The sequence below is a fragment of the Aeromonas sp. ASNIH5 genome (assembly GCF_002902865.1).
Classification (GTDB): Bacteria; Pseudomonadota; Gammaproteobacteria; order Enterobacterales; family Aeromonadaceae; genus Aeromonas; species Aeromonas caviae.
This window is the reverse complement of the sequence record NZ_CP026122.1, coordinates 2,153,351-2,171,704: the sequence shown is the minus strand read 5'-3', so window position 1 is coordinate 2,171,704 and position 18,354 is coordinate 2,153,351. Positions and strand designations below refer to the sequence as shown.

Annotated in this window: 8 protein-coding genes; 6 read left to right on the top strand and 2 right to left on the bottom strand. The window is 62.9% G+C overall.

What is annotated here, in order from left to right; translation table 11 throughout:
- The first annotated feature begins 95 nt into the window (after positions 1–95).
- The gene (locus C2U30_RS09960; protein ID WP_103243665.1) at positions 96–10,331 is read left to right on the top strand and encodes a retention module-containing protein; all 10,236 of its coding nucleotides are present in this window, start codon (positions 96–98) and stop codon (positions 10,329–10,331) included.
- Positions 10,332–10,499: 168 nt separating this feature from the next.
- Here C2U30_RS09960 and mdtH read toward each other — a convergent pair whose 3' ends face one another.
- Positions 10,500–11,693: a multidrug efflux MFS transporter MdtH gene (gene mdtH / locus C2U30_RS09955; protein ID WP_029314794.1), complete on the bottom strand. Its 1,194-nt coding sequence runs from the start codon at positions 11,691–11,693 to the stop codon at positions 10,500–10,502.
- A 200-nt stretch (positions 11,694–11,893) separates the two neighbouring features.
- On the opposite strand from mdtH, the gene C2U30_RS09950 reads away from it, so the two are divergent.
- Complete coding sequence (locus C2U30_RS09950) at positions 11,894–12,793, top strand: LysR family transcriptional regulator (protein WP_029314793.1); 900 nt, start codon at positions 11,894–11,896, stop codon at positions 12,791–12,793.
- 57 nt (positions 12,794–12,850) lie between these two features.
- Here the strand turns inward: C2U30_RS09950 and C2U30_RS09945 are convergent, their stop codons facing one another.
- Positions 12,851–14,623 carry a M4 family metallopeptidase gene (locus C2U30_RS09945; protein ID WP_049636653.1) on the bottom strand — a complete coding sequence of 591 codons (1,773 nt, stop codon included), beginning with the start codon at positions 14,621–14,623 and terminating at the stop codon, positions 12,851–12,853.
- A gap of 351 nt (positions 14,624–14,974) precedes the next feature.
- Here C2U30_RS09945 and C2U30_RS09940 point away from each other — a divergent pair, with 351 nt between their 5' ends.
- From C2U30_RS09940 to C2U30_RS09925, 4 genes are all read left to right on the top strand, one after another.
- Positions 14,975–15,529: a GNAT family N-acetyltransferase gene (locus C2U30_RS09940; RefSeq protein ID WP_103243664.1), complete on the top strand. Its 555-nt coding sequence runs from the start codon at positions 14,975–14,977 to the stop codon at positions 15,527–15,529.
- A gap of 37 nt (positions 15,530–15,566) precedes the next feature.
- Positions 15,567–16,121 carry a GNAT family N-acetyltransferase gene (locus tag C2U30_RS09935; protein WP_041212415.1) on the top strand — a complete coding sequence of 185 codons (555 nt, stop codon included), beginning with the start codon at positions 15,567–15,569 and terminating at the stop codon, positions 16,119–16,121.
- Between the two features lie 174 nt (positions 16,122–16,295).
- Positions 16,296–17,402, top strand: a complete 1,107-nt coding sequence (locus tag C2U30_RS09930; RefSeq protein ID WP_042016043.1) for a 1-acyl-sn-glycerol-3-phosphate acyltransferase — start codon at positions 16,296–16,298, stop codon at positions 17,400–17,402.
- A gap of 309 nt (positions 17,403–17,711) precedes the next feature.
- Entirely contained in the window at positions 17,712–18,182 is a 471-nt protein-coding gene (locus C2U30_RS09925) for a YhcH/YjgK/YiaL family protein (protein ID WP_053288773.1), read from the top strand.
- The last annotated feature ends 172 nt before the right edge of the window (positions 18,183–18,354 follow it).

Here is an 18,354-nt window from a genome sequence, read left to right as displayed (position 1 = left end):
GTCTGTTCATTCGATTTTTCTCACTGGTTTATGGCCTGATAAACGGGCACATTGGAGGCTGGAGCAATATGCCCTTCGATATTTCAGGAGAAACCATGAGCAATCAGCGCATCGTATTGGATCAGGATGTCGTCGTTACCCACTTGCAAGGCAAAATGTATCTGGTCGCCGCCGACGGGAGCCAGAGACTCGTTGCAGAAGGCGATGTACTGCCCAAGGATGCGGTATTGCTTGCGCCCGAAGGGGCCAGCTTCCAGGGAGGGGAGACCACGTTCACCCTGGGTTCCGGCGAGCGCCCCGAACAGGGTGACGCCGTGCTGGCGAACGCGGGTACGCCCGATGACATCGCCGCCTTGCAGCAAGCGATTCTGGACGGAACCGACCCCACCAAGGCATTCGAAGCGTCGGCGGCGGGCGGAGCCCCGGCCGCAGGCAATGCGGGCGGGGTGGCTGGTGCCAGCGGCAACGGCGGTTTCGTCACCATCGATCGTACCGGTGATGCAACCATCTCCAGCGCAGGCTTTGACAGCGCGAACCCGGCTGGCGCGGCGCCGCTGGTGGATGCGCAAAGCAGCGAAGATGAGCTGGTCGACCTCACCGCTCCCGTCATCACCGTCTCTGCCCCCGACAACACCAACGATCGGACGCCGACCCTGACCGGTACCACGGATGCCCCCTCTGGCAGCACGGTGACCCTGGTGGTGACCGATGCCAACGGCAATCAGCAGACCCTGACCGCGACGGTGCAACCGGATGGCAGCTTCAGCGTGGATGTCACCACACCGCTGGCCGAAGGGGGCTATCAGGTGACGGCTTCCGTGACCGATCCGGCCGGCAACACCGGTACCGCGACCGATGACGGCAGCGTGGACACTACGGCTCCGATCGTGACGGTTAATGCACCGGACAATACCAATGACAACACCCCGACCATCACGGGGACCACGGACGCCGCCCCCGGCAGCACGGTGACCCTGACGGTGACCGATGCCAACGGCAATCAGCAGACCCTGACCGCCACGGTACAACCGGATGGCAGTTACAGCGCGGATGTCGTGACACCGTTGCCGGATGGGGGCTATGACGTGACGGCCAGCGTGACTGATCCTGCTGGCAACAGAGGCACGTCGAGCGACGATGGTAGCGTGGACACCACGGCGAACATCACGGTGAGCCTGGATGACGTGAACGCGGCCAATGTGGCCAACACGCCCATCAGCGGCACCTCCGATGTTGGCCCGGGTCGTACCGTGACCCTGGTGATCAGCGATGCCACCGGTAAGAGCGTGACAGTCACTGCCGTCACCGATGCCGATGGCAACTACCAGACCAGCGCCGATCTGCGCGGGCTGGCTGATGGCAACCTGACCGTGGTGGCCAGCGTTACCGACGCGGCGGGCAACCCGGCCAGCGCCACCGACGACACTACCTTGCTCGACACCACGCCACCGGATGCCAGCATCACCCTGGATGGCAACATCACCCCTGACGACGTGATCAACGCGGCCGAGTCCAAGCAGGACATCGCCGTGACCGGTCGTGTGGGTGGCGACGTGAAAGAGGGCGACACCGTCACCCTGACCGTCAATGGCAAGGCCTTCACCGGTCTGGTCTTGGCCGACAAGACTTTCAGCATCAATGTGCCGGGTAGCGACCTGGTGGCCGATGGGGACAAGGTGATCGACGCCAAGGTCACCACCACCGACGCGGCGGGCAACAGCACCACCGTGACCGATACCGAGGGTTACAGCGTCGACACCCAGGGTCCGAGCGTGGTGGTCGACATCGCCGACGACCAGCTGACCGTGGGCGAAACCAGCGACGTCACCTTCACCTTCAGCGAGAAGGTGACCGGGTTCGAGCTGGGCGACCTGACCGTGGTGGGCGGCACAGTGACCGGGCTGACCACCACCGATGGCGGCAAGACCTGGACCGCGACCTTCACCCCGACCCCGGGCTATACCGGCGAGGCCAGCGTCACCGTCAAGGACGGCAGCTACACCGATCTCAACGGCAACGTGGGCACTGGCGGCAGTGACGACACCGCGATCGACACCCTGGCCCCGAGCGTGGTGGTCCACATCGTTGACGACCAGCTGACCGTGGGTGAAACCAGCGACGTCACCTTCACCTTCAGCGAGCAGGTGACCGGGTTCGAGCTGGGCGACCTGACCGTGGTGGGCGGCACCGTGACCGGGCTGACCAGCTCCGATGGCGGCAAGACCTGGACCGCGACCTTCACCCCGACCCCGGGCTTTGAAGGCACCGCCAGCGTGACCGTGAACAGCGGCAACTACACCGACCTCAGCGGCAATGCGGGCACTGGCGGCAGCGACCGTGCCCCGGTGGACACCTCGGCCCCGAGCGTGGAAGTCAACATTGTTGACGACAAGCTGACCGTGGGTGAGACCAGTCCGGTGACCTTCACCTTCAGCGAGAAGGTGACCGGGTTCGAGCTGGGCGATCTGACCGTGGTGGGCGGCACCGTGACCGGGCTGACCACCGCCGATGGCGGCAAGACCTGGACGGCGACCTTCACCCCGACGCCGGGCTTTGAAGGCACCGCCAGCGTGACCGTGAACAGCGGCAGCTACACCGACCTCAGCGGCAATGCGGGCACTGGCGGCAGCGACCGTGCCCCGGTGGACACCTCGGCCCCGAGCGTAGAAGTCAACATTGTTGACGACAAGCTGACCGTGGGTGAGACCAGTCCGGTGACCTTCACCTTCAGCGAGAAGGTGACCGGGTTCGAGCTGGATGATCTGACCGTGGTGGGCGGCACCGTGACCGGGCTGACCACCGCCGATGGCGGCAAGACCTGGACCGCGACCTTCACCCCGACGCCGGGCTTTGAAGGCACCGCCAGCGTGACCGTGAACAGCGGCAGCTACACCGACCTCAGCGGCAATGCGGGCACTGGCGGCAGCGACCGTGCCCCGGTGGACACCTCGGCCCCGAGCGTGGAAGTCAACATTGTTGACGACAAGCTGACCGTGGGTGAGATCAGTCCGGTGACCTTCACCTTCAGCGAGAAGGTGACCGGGTTCGAGCTGGACGATCTGACCGTGGTGGGCGGCACCGTGACCGGGCTGACCACCGCCGATGGCGGCAAGACCTGGACCGCGACCTTCACCCCGACCCCGGGCTATACCGGCGAGGCCAGCGTCACCGTCAAGGACGGCAGCTACACCGATCTCAACGGCAACGTGGGCACTGGCGGCAGCGACAGTGCGGCCATCGACACCGAGGCGACCGGCGCCCCGACCGTGGTCATCACCGAAGACGTGAACAACGACGGCACCATCAGCAACACCGAGATCAGCGGCAAGGTGGACGTGGCAGTGAGCCTGCCGGGCGATGCCAAGGCCGGGGACACCCTCAAGGTGAGCGGCCAGGCCGACCGCCTGTTGACCGATGCCGACATCACGGCGGGCAAGGTGGGTTACGAGTTTGACCGTCCGGCGGACGGCGTGCAGCTGACCGTGACCGCCACCATCGTGGACGCGGCGGGCAACGTCTCGCTGCCGGGCAGCGACAGCGCCACCATGGGCGACACCACCGCGACCGGCGCGCCGACCGTGGTCATCACCGAAGACGTGAACAACGACGGCACCATCAGCAACACCGAGATCAGCGGCAAGGTGGACGTGGAAGTGAGCCTGCCGGGCGATGCCAAGGCCGGGGACACCCTCAAGGTGAGCGGCCAGGCCGACCGCCTGTTGACCGATGCCGACATCACGGCGGGCAAGGTGGGTTACGAGTTTGACCGTCCGGCGGACGGCGTGCAGCTGACCGTGACCGCCACCATCGTGGACGCGGCGGGCAACGTCTCGCTGCCGGGCAGCGACAGCGCCACCATGGGCGACACCACCGCGACCGGTGCGCCGACCGTGGTCATCACCGAAGACGTGAACAACGACGGCACCATCAGCAACACCGAGATCAGCGGCAAGGTGGACGTGGCAGTGAGCCTGCCGGGCGATGCCAAGGCCGGGGACACCCTCAAGGTGAGCGGCCAGGCCGACCGCCTGTTGACCGATGCCGACATCACCGCGGGCAAGGTGGGTTACGAGTTCGACCGTCCGGCGGACGGGGTGACGCTGACCGTGACCGCCACCATCGTGGACGCGGCGGGCAACGTCTCGCTGCCGGGCAGCGACAGCGCCACCATGGGCGACACCACCGCGACCGGTGCGCCGACCGTGGTCATCACCGAAGACGTGAACAACGACGGCACCATCAGCAACACCGAGATCAGCGGCAAGGTGGACGTGGCAGTGAGCCTGCCGGGCGATGCCAAGGCCGGGGACACCCTCAAGGTGAGCGGCCAGGCCGACCGCCTGTTGACCGATGCCGACATCACGGCGGGCAAGGTGGGGTACGAGTTTGACCGTCCGGCGGACGGGGTGACGCTGACCGTGACCGCCACCATCGTGGACGCGGCGGGCAACGTCTCGCTGCCGGGCAGCGACAGCGCCACCATGGGCGACACCACCGCGACCGGCGCGCCGACCGTGGTCATCACCGAAGACGTGAACAACGACGGCACCATCAGCAACACCGAGATCAGCGGCAAGGTGGACGTGGCAGTGAGCCTGCCGGGCGATGCCAAGGCCGGGGACACCCTCAAGGTGAGCGGCCAGGCCGACCGCCTGTTGACCGATGCCGACATCACCGCGGGCAAGGTGGGTTACGAGTTTGACCGTCCGGCGGACGGCGTGACGCTGACCGTGACCGCCACCATCGTGGACGCGGCGGGCAACGTCTCGCTGCCGGGCAGCGACAGCGCCACCATGGGCGACACCACCGCGACCGGCGCGCCGACCGTGGTCATCGTGGATGATGCCAACAACGACCAGATGCTGACCAAGGCCGAGATTGGCAATGATCAGATCCAGGTACGCGCCGGGATCAATCATGCAGACCTGGTTGCGGGCGGCAAGGTGACGCTGACCATCAACAATGGCGGGGTGAACAGCACTGTCCAGTTGACGCTCAAGGCCGATGGCACCCTGCTGGCAAGCAATGGCAAGAGCTACGGCTATCAGAATGGCACCATCAGCTGGACGGAGACGACCCCGGCCAACGGCAAATCGTTGACGGTGACGGCGACCCAGACCGACAAGGCGGGCAACGTCTCCCTGCCGGGCAGCGACAACGCGCAGATCCTGAATGAAGCGCCGGAGACGGCGAACAAGCAGGCAAACGGTCAGGAAGATGCCGCCAGCATCGCCATTCCGACCCTCAGTGGCAGCGACATCGATGGCAACGTGGTGAGTTTCACCATCAAGAGCCTGCCTGCCAACGGCATCCTTTATCTGAACGGGGTGGCTGTGACGGTGGATCAGAGCATTGCGGTGGCGGACGCCGGCAAGCTCACCTTCACTCCGAATGCGAACTGGAACGGCAACACCACCTTCAACTATGCGGCGGTAGACAACGACGGCGCCGTGGATGCGAGCCCCGCAACCGTGACCATCAAGGTGGATGCGGTCAATGATCTGCCGACGCTGACCATCTCCAACGGGGCTGTCGTCTCCGAAGAGGGGCTGGCAAACGGTATTGCCGACACGGTCGGCAACCCGGATACCACCAATGCCATCAAGGCGTCCGGTACCCTCTCGGTGGGCGACATCGACAGCAGCACGCTCAGCATCTCCTTGAACGGACCGGCCGGGCTGACGTCCGGTGGGGCCAAGGTCCAGTGGAGCTGGGATGCGGGCAGCAAGACGCTGGTCGGCTACAAGGGGGCGATTGGCGGCGCCGATTACAAGGCGGTGGTTGAGGTCAAGCTGACGGCACCCAATGCCAGCGGCAAGGGAGCGTGGACTTATGATGTGACCCTTAAGGAGCCACTCGACCACGGGGATACGACCTTGGAAGACAAGCTGTCGTTCCAGCTGGACGTGGAGGTCTCCGATGGCAGCGGCGTCACCAAGGGCAAGCTGGATGTCAGCGTGGAGGACGACTCCCCCATTGCTGGCAACAGCGATGCCGTTTCCGTGGTGAAGACCGATATTCCGAACGTGCTGACCGGGTTCTTCGATCTGACGAAGTACAGTGACAACCAGAGCACCCTGAACATGGCGGGTTTTACCATCAGCGCCTTGGGCTTCAAGTCGGCAACCGATTCCTCACTGGTAACGGCGGATGTCAACGGCTCCAGCTCGGGGCTGGGGGTGGCCAGCGGTGCTGCGCCTTACCACAACCTCGCCAATGAAATTGACTTCCGCCATTTTGCTGATGGCTCTTCCGTATCCGAGAGGCTTATCGTCACGCTGGATGCGGGCAAGGTTGCCTACGGCGCCAACATCAAGTTCAGCAAGATGTTTGGCGGCGAGCTGGAGAGCGGGGTCGTGGAGTTCTACCGAGACAACGTATTGATTTCCACACTTTCATTCAGATCGGATGCAGCGGGCGGAGAGTTCAACCAGAACTTCCAGGTGCAGCAGGGTGGCTTCGATACCATGGTGATCAAGGCGACCAATAACGGCAACATCAATACCAAAGACAACAGCGACTTTACCGTCAAGTCTATCGAGTTTCTGGGGGCTGATACGCCGCAGGCAATTGCCTATGGTTCGGGTACGGTTGCACCGCAATGGGGTGCTGATGGCAAGGGGCATATAGCGCTTTTGGGATCCAATGAAGTGGGTTTGATGACAGCTACTGGTAAAGAGATCTCAATTTCCAGCAAAGCAGGTCTACCCAATACCCTGTATGGCGAAGCCAGTGACGGCACTTTGGTGTTCAGGTTGGAGTTCACCCCAGCCACCGGCAAGTGGGAGTTCTTCCAGTACCAGCGCATGTCCAAACCCCTGGGTGATGGTGACATCGACTTCCAGATCCGGGTGGTGGATGGTGACGGTGACGCCAGCATTGGCTCCTTCGCCACCAAGCCTCTGTTCACGCCGCTGGTTCAGGGTGTCTCCAGCGAGAGCGTGACTGAAGGGGGCAACCTGTTGCACAAGGTCACCTTGTCCGATGCGACCCAGGAAGCGACCGAATACGATTTCGCCATTCGCGGATCGGGCAACAACCCCGCCTCCAACCAGGACTGGGGCAATGCCCAGTTCAGCAACGGCGTGACCTACAACAGCACCACCGGCAAGATCACGGTACCGGCGGGCGTGACAGACTTCACGGTGATCATCCCGACGGTGAACGATCGCCTGGTCGAGACGAACGAGACCCTCTCGGTGACCATTGGTGGTCAGAGCGGGACCGGTACCATAGTGGACAACGATCGGGCGCCGACGGCGGCTGGCGGCCACAGCGCCGGTGCCGAAGATCAGCCCCAGGTCCTGACCTGGGCCCAGTTTGGTGCCAGCGACGATCAGGATGCGACCGATCTCGGGGTGAAGATCAATACCCTGCCGCTGAACGGTACCCTCGAATACCTCAATGCAGCTGGGCAGTGGGCTGCGGTGCAAACCGGAGCCCTCATCTCCTATGCCGAGGTGAACGCAGGCCATCTGCGCTTCGTGCCCGGTCTGAACGAATCGAGCACCCATGCCTCCAACGGCAACGGCGCCGTGGTCGGCAACATGAAGGGCGACTATGCCAGCATCGGCTATCAGATAAGCGACGGTGCCAACCTCAGCAACGGCAGCAAGCTGGTGATCGACGTGGCGGCGGTGGCCGACAAGCCCACGGTCAACGTCACCCTGATGGGGAATGGCATGCCGTCTTACAGCCAGAGTTTCCCGAGCGCGGGGATCACCACGGGCCAGTTCCAGTCCGGCAACTTCGACAAGGGGGCCCTCGGGATCACCAACACTCTGACCGATAGCACTTCTAGTAAGGAAACCGTGGTGGGTGGTGATGGCAACGACTACATCGTGAGCCAGAAGGGGGGCGGAGACCACTTCGTCGGTGGCAACGGCAATGACGTGCTGGTCGGTGGCAACTCAGTGTCGGGCGATACCCTCGACGGCGGCGTTGGAAACGACATTCTGGTCGCTGGGTTGGGTGGCGATACTCTCTATGGCGGTGCTGGTGATAAAGATATCGCTGTACTGTCCGGCAACCGTGCCGACTACGCCATCACGAAGGGCAGCGGATACTCGATCAATGATCGCTGGTTCAACTTCTCCGTCACGGAGAAGGGGGTCGGCATCACCAAGGCGCTGCACGACGTGGAGTATGTCCAGTTCGCCGACGGTGTCTACCAGATCAATCAGGATACGGGCGTGCTGACCCTGGTGCAGCCGGTGGTGGTCGACTACCCGCTGGAGGTGAGCGCCTCCCTGAGCGATCGGGATGGCAGCGAAGTGCTCGACAGCCTGGTACTGAGCGGGATGCCGAAGGGTGCTGCACTCTACAGCGGTAGCCAATTGCTGGGAACCGTCGGGGTTGATGGCAAGCTTACCCTCACCGCCAACAGCGGTCTGTGGAGTGAGATCGCGCTGGATGTGAAGTTGAGCGGACTGACGCTGCGAGTGCCGGGCAGCAGCGCCGGTCGGGTGGATCTCAAGGTGGAGGCGATCACACGCGAGTTGTATTCGGAGTCGTCAAACACCGCCAGCGACGAAGACAGTATCCGTCTGAGCTACTTCAATGCCACCGAAGGGGAGCCGGGCAACCAGGACCAGACCTATGGCAGTGAGCACAATATCGTTGTGGGGGATCTGGATGGCAGCGTTGTGCTGCCGGGTCAGAACTACAACATTGCCTTCATCGTTGATAGTTCCGGTAGTATCGGTGACGACGCAATAGAGACGATCCGCACACAACTGGAGAAGGTCTTTACCAGCCTCAAGACCAGTGCGGGCACTGACAATGCGGGTACCGTCAATATCTTCCTTGTGGATTTCGATACCACGACCCATGGCAGTGTCAGCGTCAATCTGACCGATAGCGGGGCATTAAAGACCTTGCTTGATGCCCTCAAGGGGATGTCCGCCGACGGTGGCACCAACTATGAGGCCGCATTCAGCAAGGCGGCGGACTGGTTTGCCGCAAGCACGGCGACAAGCAATGTGGATGCGAAGAACCTGGCCTACTTCATCACCGATGGCGAGCCGACCTTCTATGATCTCGGCACCACCACTAGGCTCCGTGATGTGAAGATCATCGACAGGGCTTTTGCCAATGACGACTATCTCAACGCTACTTCTTTGAACCTCAACAATTATGTGCTCGGCAATACCGTGGCCTATAGCGGTCTCGAAGTGGTCAACAGTAAAGGGGAAGTGATCAAGTGGACTCAAGTATGGGGTGGTTGGTCGGGGACCACGGTGGGAGTTATCGTCAAGGGCAGCAACGGCCAGAACCAGATCCAGCTGCTGGGCGGGGATGGGCGAAACAGCACCGATGAGGTTCGGGCCGACGCCTTGTTGGGTTACCAGCTGTTGACCGCAAAAGGGGTGACCGTCGAGGCGATCGGATTGGGTAATAACATTTCCTATAACGATCTCAAGTCCTACGACTCTGACGGTGTCATCATGACCGGCGTCAATGCTAGCGACTTGGCCAACACCATCTTGGGTAGCTCCGTCAACAACAAGCCGGGCAGTGACCGGATCGATGGCGGTGCCGGCGACGACATCCTGTTTGGCGACGCGGTACGCTTCACCGGCATCAGCGGGGAAGGGTATGCGGCCATCAAGCAGTATGTGAGCGGCAAGCTGGGGGCAGGGTCGGTGACCGATGCCCAGGTGCACGCCTACATCACGGATCATGCCAGCGAGTTCGATCAGTCGTCGACCAATGACAAGGGTGACACCCTCCTCGGCGGTGATGGCAATGACATCCTGTTCGGTCAGGGGGGAGATGACTTCCTGTATGGCGGTGCCGGCAACGACACCCTGTTCGGTGGTAGCGGCAACGACACCCTCTATGGGGAGAGCGGCAACGATCGCCTCTATGGTGGCAGTGGCAACGACACCCTCTATGGCGGTACCGGCAACGACATATTGAGCGGCGGACTGGGCAACGACATCCTGATCGGGGGGGCCGGCAACGACATCCTCATGGGGGATGCAGGTGCCGATACCTTCACCTGGCTGAAGGGGGATACCGAGGCTGGCAAGGTGGCCAAGGACTACATCGTCGATTTCAGCAAGTCGGAAGGGGACAAGCTGGATCTGAGCGACTTGCTCGACAGCGATGGTAGCAAGAGCGAGAGCTCCCTGAAGAGCCTGCTCTCGGTGTTCCAGGACAGCGAAGGGGTGCATCTGCAAGTCAAGGAGAGCAGTGCCGCGCCGGTGACCCAGGAGATAGTGCTGATGAACCACACCTTCGACACTCTGACGGGCGGTTCAGGGACGACTGCCAACCAGGTGATCGATTTCATGTTGCAAAACAACATGTTGGATATCAACAAGTAACAGCCAAGCGGGCTGGGCAAAAGCGGCAGAGCAATCTGCCGCTTTTTTTATGGGGGATTTTTGGGTGGATGGGCGCAGACGAGGGGAAGGGCAATGCAAGATGAAGGTGAAAAAAGGGCGCCCTTCAAGAGAAGGGCGCCCGGGGTAGACGGGATGATTGCCAGAGGATCAGGCGTTGACTCCTGCCAGGCGGGAGCCGCGCTGGAAGCAGTTGGCCAGCAGCAGCAAGGTGGTGACACCGACGGTGCCGAGCACCAGCCAGGGCAACCAGGGTTGCCCCTGGGCCATGGCGTAGTCGTGCAGTGCGCCGCCCCCCACGTAACCCGTCATGCCCCCGAGCGCCAGTCCCAGTCGGCTGAAGCCCATGTAGCTGCCCCGCGCCCCCGGTTGTGCCAGCTTGGTCATCAGGGTTTCCCGCGCCGGCTCGGCGATGACGATGCCGAGATAGAAGCAGGCGAGCAGCAGGAAGACGGCGGGCAAGGTGGTGGCAAAGGCCACCAGCCCGATCCCCGTGGTCATCAGCAGCACCCCCGCCATCAGGCGGTTCTCCAGCTTGAAGTGGCGCTCGCCGAACCGGGCAAGGGGGTAGAGCAGGGCCAGGGAGATGGCCGTCTCCAGGGTGTACATCCAGCCCACCGCCGTGGTGCTGCCTGCCATCTGTTTGACGAGAATGGGGAAGATCAGCATGACCTGCACCCAGAGCGCGTAGTAGCCGCTTAAGATCAGCACCAGTCGGCAGAAGGCCTTGTCCGCCAGCACCTGGCCGAGGCCGTCCCGGATCGGCGTCGGACGCACCGAAAGCTTGTAGGGGGGCAGGATCAGCAGGTTGCACAGGGCGGCGCAGACGAACAGGCCGGCACCCAGCAGGCAGACATATTCAAAATCGAAGTTGAGCAGCCAACTGCCGAGCAGGGCTCCCACCACGGCGCCGGCGCTCTCCAGCATCATCAGCAGGGAGATGTAGCGACCCCGCTCCCGTGGCCGGGTGAACTTGATCACCAGGGCGGCGCGGGGGGGATCGAACAGGCAGCCACCCAGCCCCGAGATGATGCAGGAGAGGATCAGCTCCAATCCGCTCTGGGCATAGGCCAGGCTGGCAAACCCCAGCGCCCGCAGCAGCATGCCGCAGACGATGAGGGGGCGCGCCCCGAACTTGTCGGCGAGGGAGCCGCCAAAGACCCCCAGCCCTTGCTGGGTAAGCTGACGCAGCCCCAGTGCCAGTCCCACCACACCGGCGGCCCAGCCCAGTTGGTCGACGAAGCGCAGGCTGATCATGGGCATCACCACGAAAAAGCCCAGGATCACCAGCAGGGAATCCAATGCCAAGAACCACCGCCCCAACCGCCTCGCCCGATCCACCATGACCCTGATACCTCTGTTTGCTCGCTGATATTGTTGTCTTTCTTGCCCGAACAGCGCCGTCACCAAACAGAGCCAAGGGGATGACAACTCCCTGGCTCGGTGGCGTTCAGCCGATTCATGACGATTGATGCTGCTATTCTGGTGGGGCTCCAGATATAGTGGTAGCCGACAACTGGCTATATTTCATATTGGATTTGGTTATGGCTATGACCCTCGACGATTTGCAACTGCTGCTGGATGTGGCCAACCGTGGCAGCTTCAGCAAGGTGGCCGCCATTCGCGGCTGGTCACAACCCATGGTGAGCCAGCGCATTGCCGTGCTGGAGCAGGAGCTGGGTCAGTCCCTGTTCCGTCGCCATCGTCGGGGGGCCACCCCGACCCCGGCCTGCGAGCAGTTTCTGCCTGCCGCGACCGCGGCTCTGAGCGCACTGGAAGGGGGGCGGCTGGCGATGCAGGGGGCGCCTGCATTGCCGCGGATCCGGCTTTCCTGCCTCCCCTCTCTGACCACGGCGGTGTTCGGCCCCCTGCTGCTGGCCCTGGTGGACGAGACCTTCGAGATCCGCTGCAACACGGATCACTCTGGCATCATCATGCAGGAGTTGCTGACCGGCGAGACCGACGTGGGCTTCATTCTCAAGTGCCCTGCCATCGCGGGCATCCAGCTCGAACTGCTTTACCGTTCCCCGATCATCGCCGTGGCCTGCGCCACCCACCCGCTGGCCGGGCGGCAGGGGCTGACCCTGCAGGACATTGCCAACGAGCGGCTGGCGCCCCAGCAGTGGGGGACGGGCTGCGACGAGCTGATCCTGCAGTTGCGTCTGCTGCGCCAGGTGGCGAGCCCGCTGCACGCCATCCAGCCAGCGAGTGCGGCACGGGAGCTGGCGCTGGAGCACGGCTTCATCACCCTGATGCCGGCGCTCGCCATCACCCGGGATCTGGAGTTCGGTCGCCTGGTGAAGCTGGACGTGGTGGATCTGCCACCGGATCACTGGGACGTGATGATGGCCTGGCGCAGCGGCAAGCGCCCCAATCCCGCCAAGGAGCGGGTGCTGGAGGCGGCCCGTACCCTTGCCCGGCGTTGGTCAGGCAAGCGGACATAAAAAAGCGCCGGACCAGGCCGGCGCTCTTCGCTTATTCCCCTTGATGCCCGCTCAGACTCAGTAGCTGGCCTTGAGGGTGACGCCGGAGAAGGCGCTGAACCCGCTCAGCTGCACGTGCCAGGTCCCCGCCTTGGGGGCGTTCAGGGTACAGGTTTCGGCATTGCCGCTCTTGTAGGGGCGGCAGTCATAGCTGCTGGCGGTCGGCGCGCTGCCGAACTTCACGTAGAGATCCGCATCCCCGCTGCCGCCGCTGCTGGTCACCACCAGCTGGCTTCTGCCGGCGGGCACCTCGACGGTGAAGTTCAGCTTGCCCCCCTTGGCGGCGGTGAGATTGCTCACCGGTACCCCGTTTTGCAGCACGCTGCCCGGTTGGGGCGTGGTGCCGCCGCAGGTGGCGTTGACCCCGACGGCGGTGAAGGCGGCTGCCACGTCGCTCACGCTGTAACCGAGATCCGTGGCGGCCCTGGTCACCCCGCACGCCCCCTGATCGAAGGTGGTGTTGGGGCCCCAGTAGAGGCGGTTGGCCAGCACGAACACCTCGAACGCCTTGCGGGTTTGCCAGCCGCTGGTGTTGGCCAGCAGGTAGAAGGCGCGGTTGTAGACCCCGGAACTGTGGTGTACGTCGATGCCGTCATAGTAATCGCTGGCGTGGCCGATGGACTTGCCGTCCCGGGCCGGGTCCTCGAAGTAGCGCAAGGAGCCGTTGCCCTTGAAGATCTGGGCCCCCACCAGCCAGTCGTTGCTGCCCTTCATGTAGTATTCGGCCGCTTCCCCCGCCATGTCGGAGAAGGCCTCGTTGATGCCGCCAGACTGACCGGAGTAGACCAGTCCTGAGTTCTGCTCGGTGAAGCCATGGCTCACCTCGTGGGCCGCCACATCCAGGCTCACCAGCGGATAGAAGGTGGTGGCCCCGTCGCCGAAGGTCATCTGGCTGCCGTCCCAGAAGGCGTTCTCGTAGTTGCGGCTGTAGTGCACCCGCATCTTGAGCTTGAAGCTCAGCGGCGCCGTGTTGTACCAGTTGCGGTACATGTCGAACACCACGTTGCCGAAGTAGTGGGCATCGTTGAGAGGGGAATAGGCACCGTTGATCTCCTTGACCGTGTTCTCCGGGCAGGTGAACTGGTGGATGGTGCCCCCCGTGGTGCCGTGATTCATGTTGAGGGTGTCCACGTTGGTCCCCGTCATGCGGCAGTTATCATCCACCTGCAGGGGGCCAAAGTCGGCGCCGTAGAAATACTTGCCGGTCTTGACGTTGCCCCCCGGGCCGGTGGCGTCCTTGTGGTTGATCCCCTCCCAGCGTTTGAGCTCGCTGCCGGTCTGGGCGTCGATCATCACGAAGGGGCGGCTCGGTTCCTTGCTGGCGGCGAGCCAGGAGACCAGATAGACCAGTCTGGCCTGGCCGGTCTCATCCTGCATCACGAACAGCTTGACCTGTTCGTTGCTCCCCTTGGCACCGCTGCGAGCCTGGCGTGCGGCGTCGCTGGCGGAGAGGGCAACGGCCGGGCCCGTCAGGTCGGCATCGATCTTGCGCAGCATGGTGCCGGACACCTGATTGACCTGGCCCCCCAGCGCCTGATCGGCCACCAGAACCTGGCCCCATACCGGAATCCCCTGCCAGGTCTGCTCATAGCGTATCCGCTGCTGGCCATTGGGCAGCGTCACCGCCCGCACCTTGCGAAACTCGCCATCCCCGGCGCCAAGGGCGCCAATCTTGGCGGCGCCGCTCACCGCACCGGCCAGGTCGGAGACCTGGTTCACTTCCACCTGTTCTGCCGCCATGGCGGCGCTTCCCCAGCAGGCCAGCATGACGGCCAAATAGACTTTGTTCATCTCGTCTTTCCTTAGTCGATGAAGATTACACGCCGGGTCCGTTGCCCGGCGCTCTTACACTAGTGGGAAGGGGGAAAATAACGGCCTGTCATTTGTCACAGGGCAGCGAAAACAGGTAGCACGATTCACTTTTACAGCGCCAATCATCCACAAATACTGGTAATGGCAGCATGTTGAACCGCTGCGAGGGGTGATTGATGACCTTGGGTGCAAGGTGCCCGCATGGGGATCGCCATATGGGGGTTGCCAGCGAGGAAGCCGGTTGAAAAGTCCTTGGCAAACAAGGGATTGATTGACTACATTGGCTCCCATGACGGCAGATGGCCGGAGCGGAACCGGGGAGGAGTGGCGATGTTTTCATGGCAACTGGATGACGAGCTGGCGCTCCTGTTCCTGCAACCCGACATGGCCAGCGAGCTGTTTCGCCTCTGCCAGCGCAACCGCGACTACCTCTCCCAGTGGCTGCCCTGGGTGCCCCACATCCAGCAGCCCGCCGACAGCGCCACCTTCATTCGCCACGCCATCGAGAAGTTTGCCCGGGGGGAGGGGCTGACCACGGCCATCGAGTATCAGGGGGAGGTGGTCGGCGTCATCGGTTACAACCAGATCGATCAGGCTCTCAGCAAGGTGACCATCGGCTACTGGCTGGCGGAGCGCTGGCAGGGGCACGGCATCATCACCCGGGCCTGCCAGGCCCTGATCCATCACGCCTTCGAGGAGATGGGGATGGAGAAGGTAGAGATCAGCGCCGCCCTCGAGAACGAGGCGAGCCGGGCCGTGTGCGAGCGGCTGGGAATGACCCAGGAGGGGATCATCCGGCGGGCGGAGCGGCTGGCGGACAGGGTGGTGGATCATGTGCACTACGGCCTGCTGCGGGACGAGTGGCTGAGGCTGAGGGATCTCTGATGACCTTCCTGTCCGCTTCCAACCTCCGGAGGGTGAGATGACGACGCTGCCCCACATTGCCACCCCTCGTACCCGGCTGACCGTGCTGACCCCGGAGCGGGCCTGCCTGATGGTGGATTTCTATCTGCGCAATCGCGCCCATCTCTCCCCCTGGGAGCCCAGGCGGGAGGAGAGCTTCTACACCCTCGCCCACTGGCAGACCCGCTTGCGCGACGGTTACGGCCACTATTTCGAGGGCAGTGCCGTGCAACTGGTGGCGCTCGATCCCAGGGGTGAGCGGGTGCTCGCCACCTGCAATTTCACGAACATTGTGATGGGCATGTTCAAGGCGTGCCACCTGGGCTATGCCATCGACAAGGAGCACGAGGGGCAGGGCCTGATGCAGGAGGTGGTGGCCGCCGGCATCGATCACCTGTTCCGGGAGCGGGGCCTGCATCGCATCATGGCCAGCTACATGCCCGCGAACCTGCGAAGCGGCGCGCTCCTCGAACGGCTGGGGTTCGAGCAGGAGGGGTACGCTCGGGACTATCTGATGATCAACGGCCGCTGGGAGGACCACGTCCTCACCGCGCTCATCAACCCCGCTGGCTAGCAGAGCCGTTATCGAAAGGGGGGCTGGCGGGTGACCGCCATCGCTTTTTCACTGCAAGATCTCACTATCTGTACGCCTCTCATACCCCTGGGGATAAAAGCGTGTAAAATTGCGCCCTGAATTTTCCCGGCCGGCAGACGCAGGCCGCGACTCCATACATGCAAGGCAGACATTGTGACAGAAGTAGATAGATTCGCGGACATTCGCCCCTATCGCGATGAAGAAGTACCGGCTGCCATCGAGCGGCTGATCCAGGATGACGAGTTTATCGGCGCCATCGCCAAATACCGCTTCGGTTCCCTGATGAGCTGGCTGGGTTGGGCCATTCGCCCGCTGATCCGCCAGTTCCTGCGCCACAAGTGGGCCAAGGTCAGCACCATCCATCAGGTACAGATGGGGGTGACCCGCTACATGACCCGGATGATCGCCACCTCCACCCAGGGAGTGAGCTTCTCCGGGCTCGAACACCTCAAGAAGGAGCAGGGCTACCTGTTCGTCTCCAACCACAGGGACATCGCCATGGATCCGGCGTTCGTCAACTGGGGGCTGCACACCCACGGGTTCGATACCGTGCGCATCGCCATCGGCGACAACCTGCTGCGCAAGCCCTGCGCCACCGAGCTGATGAAGCTCAACAAGAGCTTCATCGTCAAGCGCTCCGCCAAGGGACCGCGGGAGATGATGAAGGCCCTCGGGGAGCTGTCGGCCTACATCGGCCAGTCGGTGCACGAGGGGCACTCCATCTGGATCGCCCAGAAGGAGGGGCGTGCCAAGGACGGGGATGACAAGACGGATCCGGCCATCCTCAAGATGTTCTACGTGGACGGCAAGAAGCAGAAGATCGACTTCGTCGATTACATGCGCAGCCTCAACATCGTGCCGGTGAGCATCAGCTACGAGCTGGATCCCACCGACAAGGCCAAGGCGCGCGAGCTCTACGAGAAGTCGGTCAACGGCAGCTACGAGAAGGGCGAGTTCGAGGACATCGAGAGTATCGTCGCGGGCATCGTCGGCCAGAAGGGGCGGGTACATGTCTCCTTCGGCGCCCCCATCACCGAGGGCTTCAGCGATCCGGACGAGCTGGCGGCGCTCATCGACAAGGCGATCTGGAGCAGCTATCGCCTCTTCCCGGGCAACTACCTCGCGGCGGATGTGCCCGGCAAGGCCAGCACCATAGAGCAGAGTGCCTTCCTGACTCGCCAGTCCGAGGTGCCACAAGAGCACAAGGCCATCTGGCGCGCCATGTACGCCAAGCCGGTGGAAAACGCCGGCAAGGTTTGAATGGCACCGCTTTGAGCGGGTGATGGAAAAAAAACGGGAGCAGATGCTCCCGTTTTTGCGTCTGGTCAAAGTCGGGGGAGATTGGGTATTGAATAATATTGTTTCAACTGGTACGATCATCGGGTGAATGGGCGAGTATCTCTTGGCAGGGGCGGACGAGTATGCAACAGTGACTCGGCGCCATCGGCTTGGAAGCGACAGCGCCCCCGTCTGCACGGATGGCAGACGAGACGATAAAAGGACCTTCAATGGTCCTTTTTCATTGGTGCACAAAGATAGACCACAGATATATCTAAGGATGCGAACCTCATGATCACCGGCAGTCTGGATACCTTGCAACGCACCCCCTTGCCCGCCCCCCTGAACCGTATCGTGGCCGAGGTGGTGCAAAGCGTCGAACGCTGGCTGCACGCCCCCCTCGGCAAGCAGGAGGTCGACGGCCTCATGCTGTTCTGCCTGGTGAGCGAGGATCTGACAGAGCCGGTGGCGGATCGCCGGGGCGAGTTTCATGAGCAGTATCTGGACATCCAGCTGCTGCTGCGCGGCGAGGAGTGGATCGGCGTGGGCCCTCACGCCTACAGCCGGGACGGTGCCGACCATCCTCACTCCGATCTCTGGTTCGTCGATGACGAGCAGACCAGTTATCTGGCGTTGCAGCCCGGCGACTTCGCCATCTTCTGGCCGGGAGAACTGCATCGCCCCCTCTGTACCCTGACGACCCCAGGTCCGGTCAAGAAACTGGTCGTCAAGGTTCACCAGTCGCTGCTGACCGGCGCCTGAGTGGCAACCGGGGCCTGGAGTCCCGAGTGATTGGGCCAACAGAGGCCCGTTGCGAATCGCTGATTCGACGCGCGCGCCAGACGAACGGTCTGCGCCCAACGATTTGAAAAATTGGACGCACCCTCCTGCGACCATAAGCCCCCGGCAGGGGAATCCCATCCATCGCTGGATG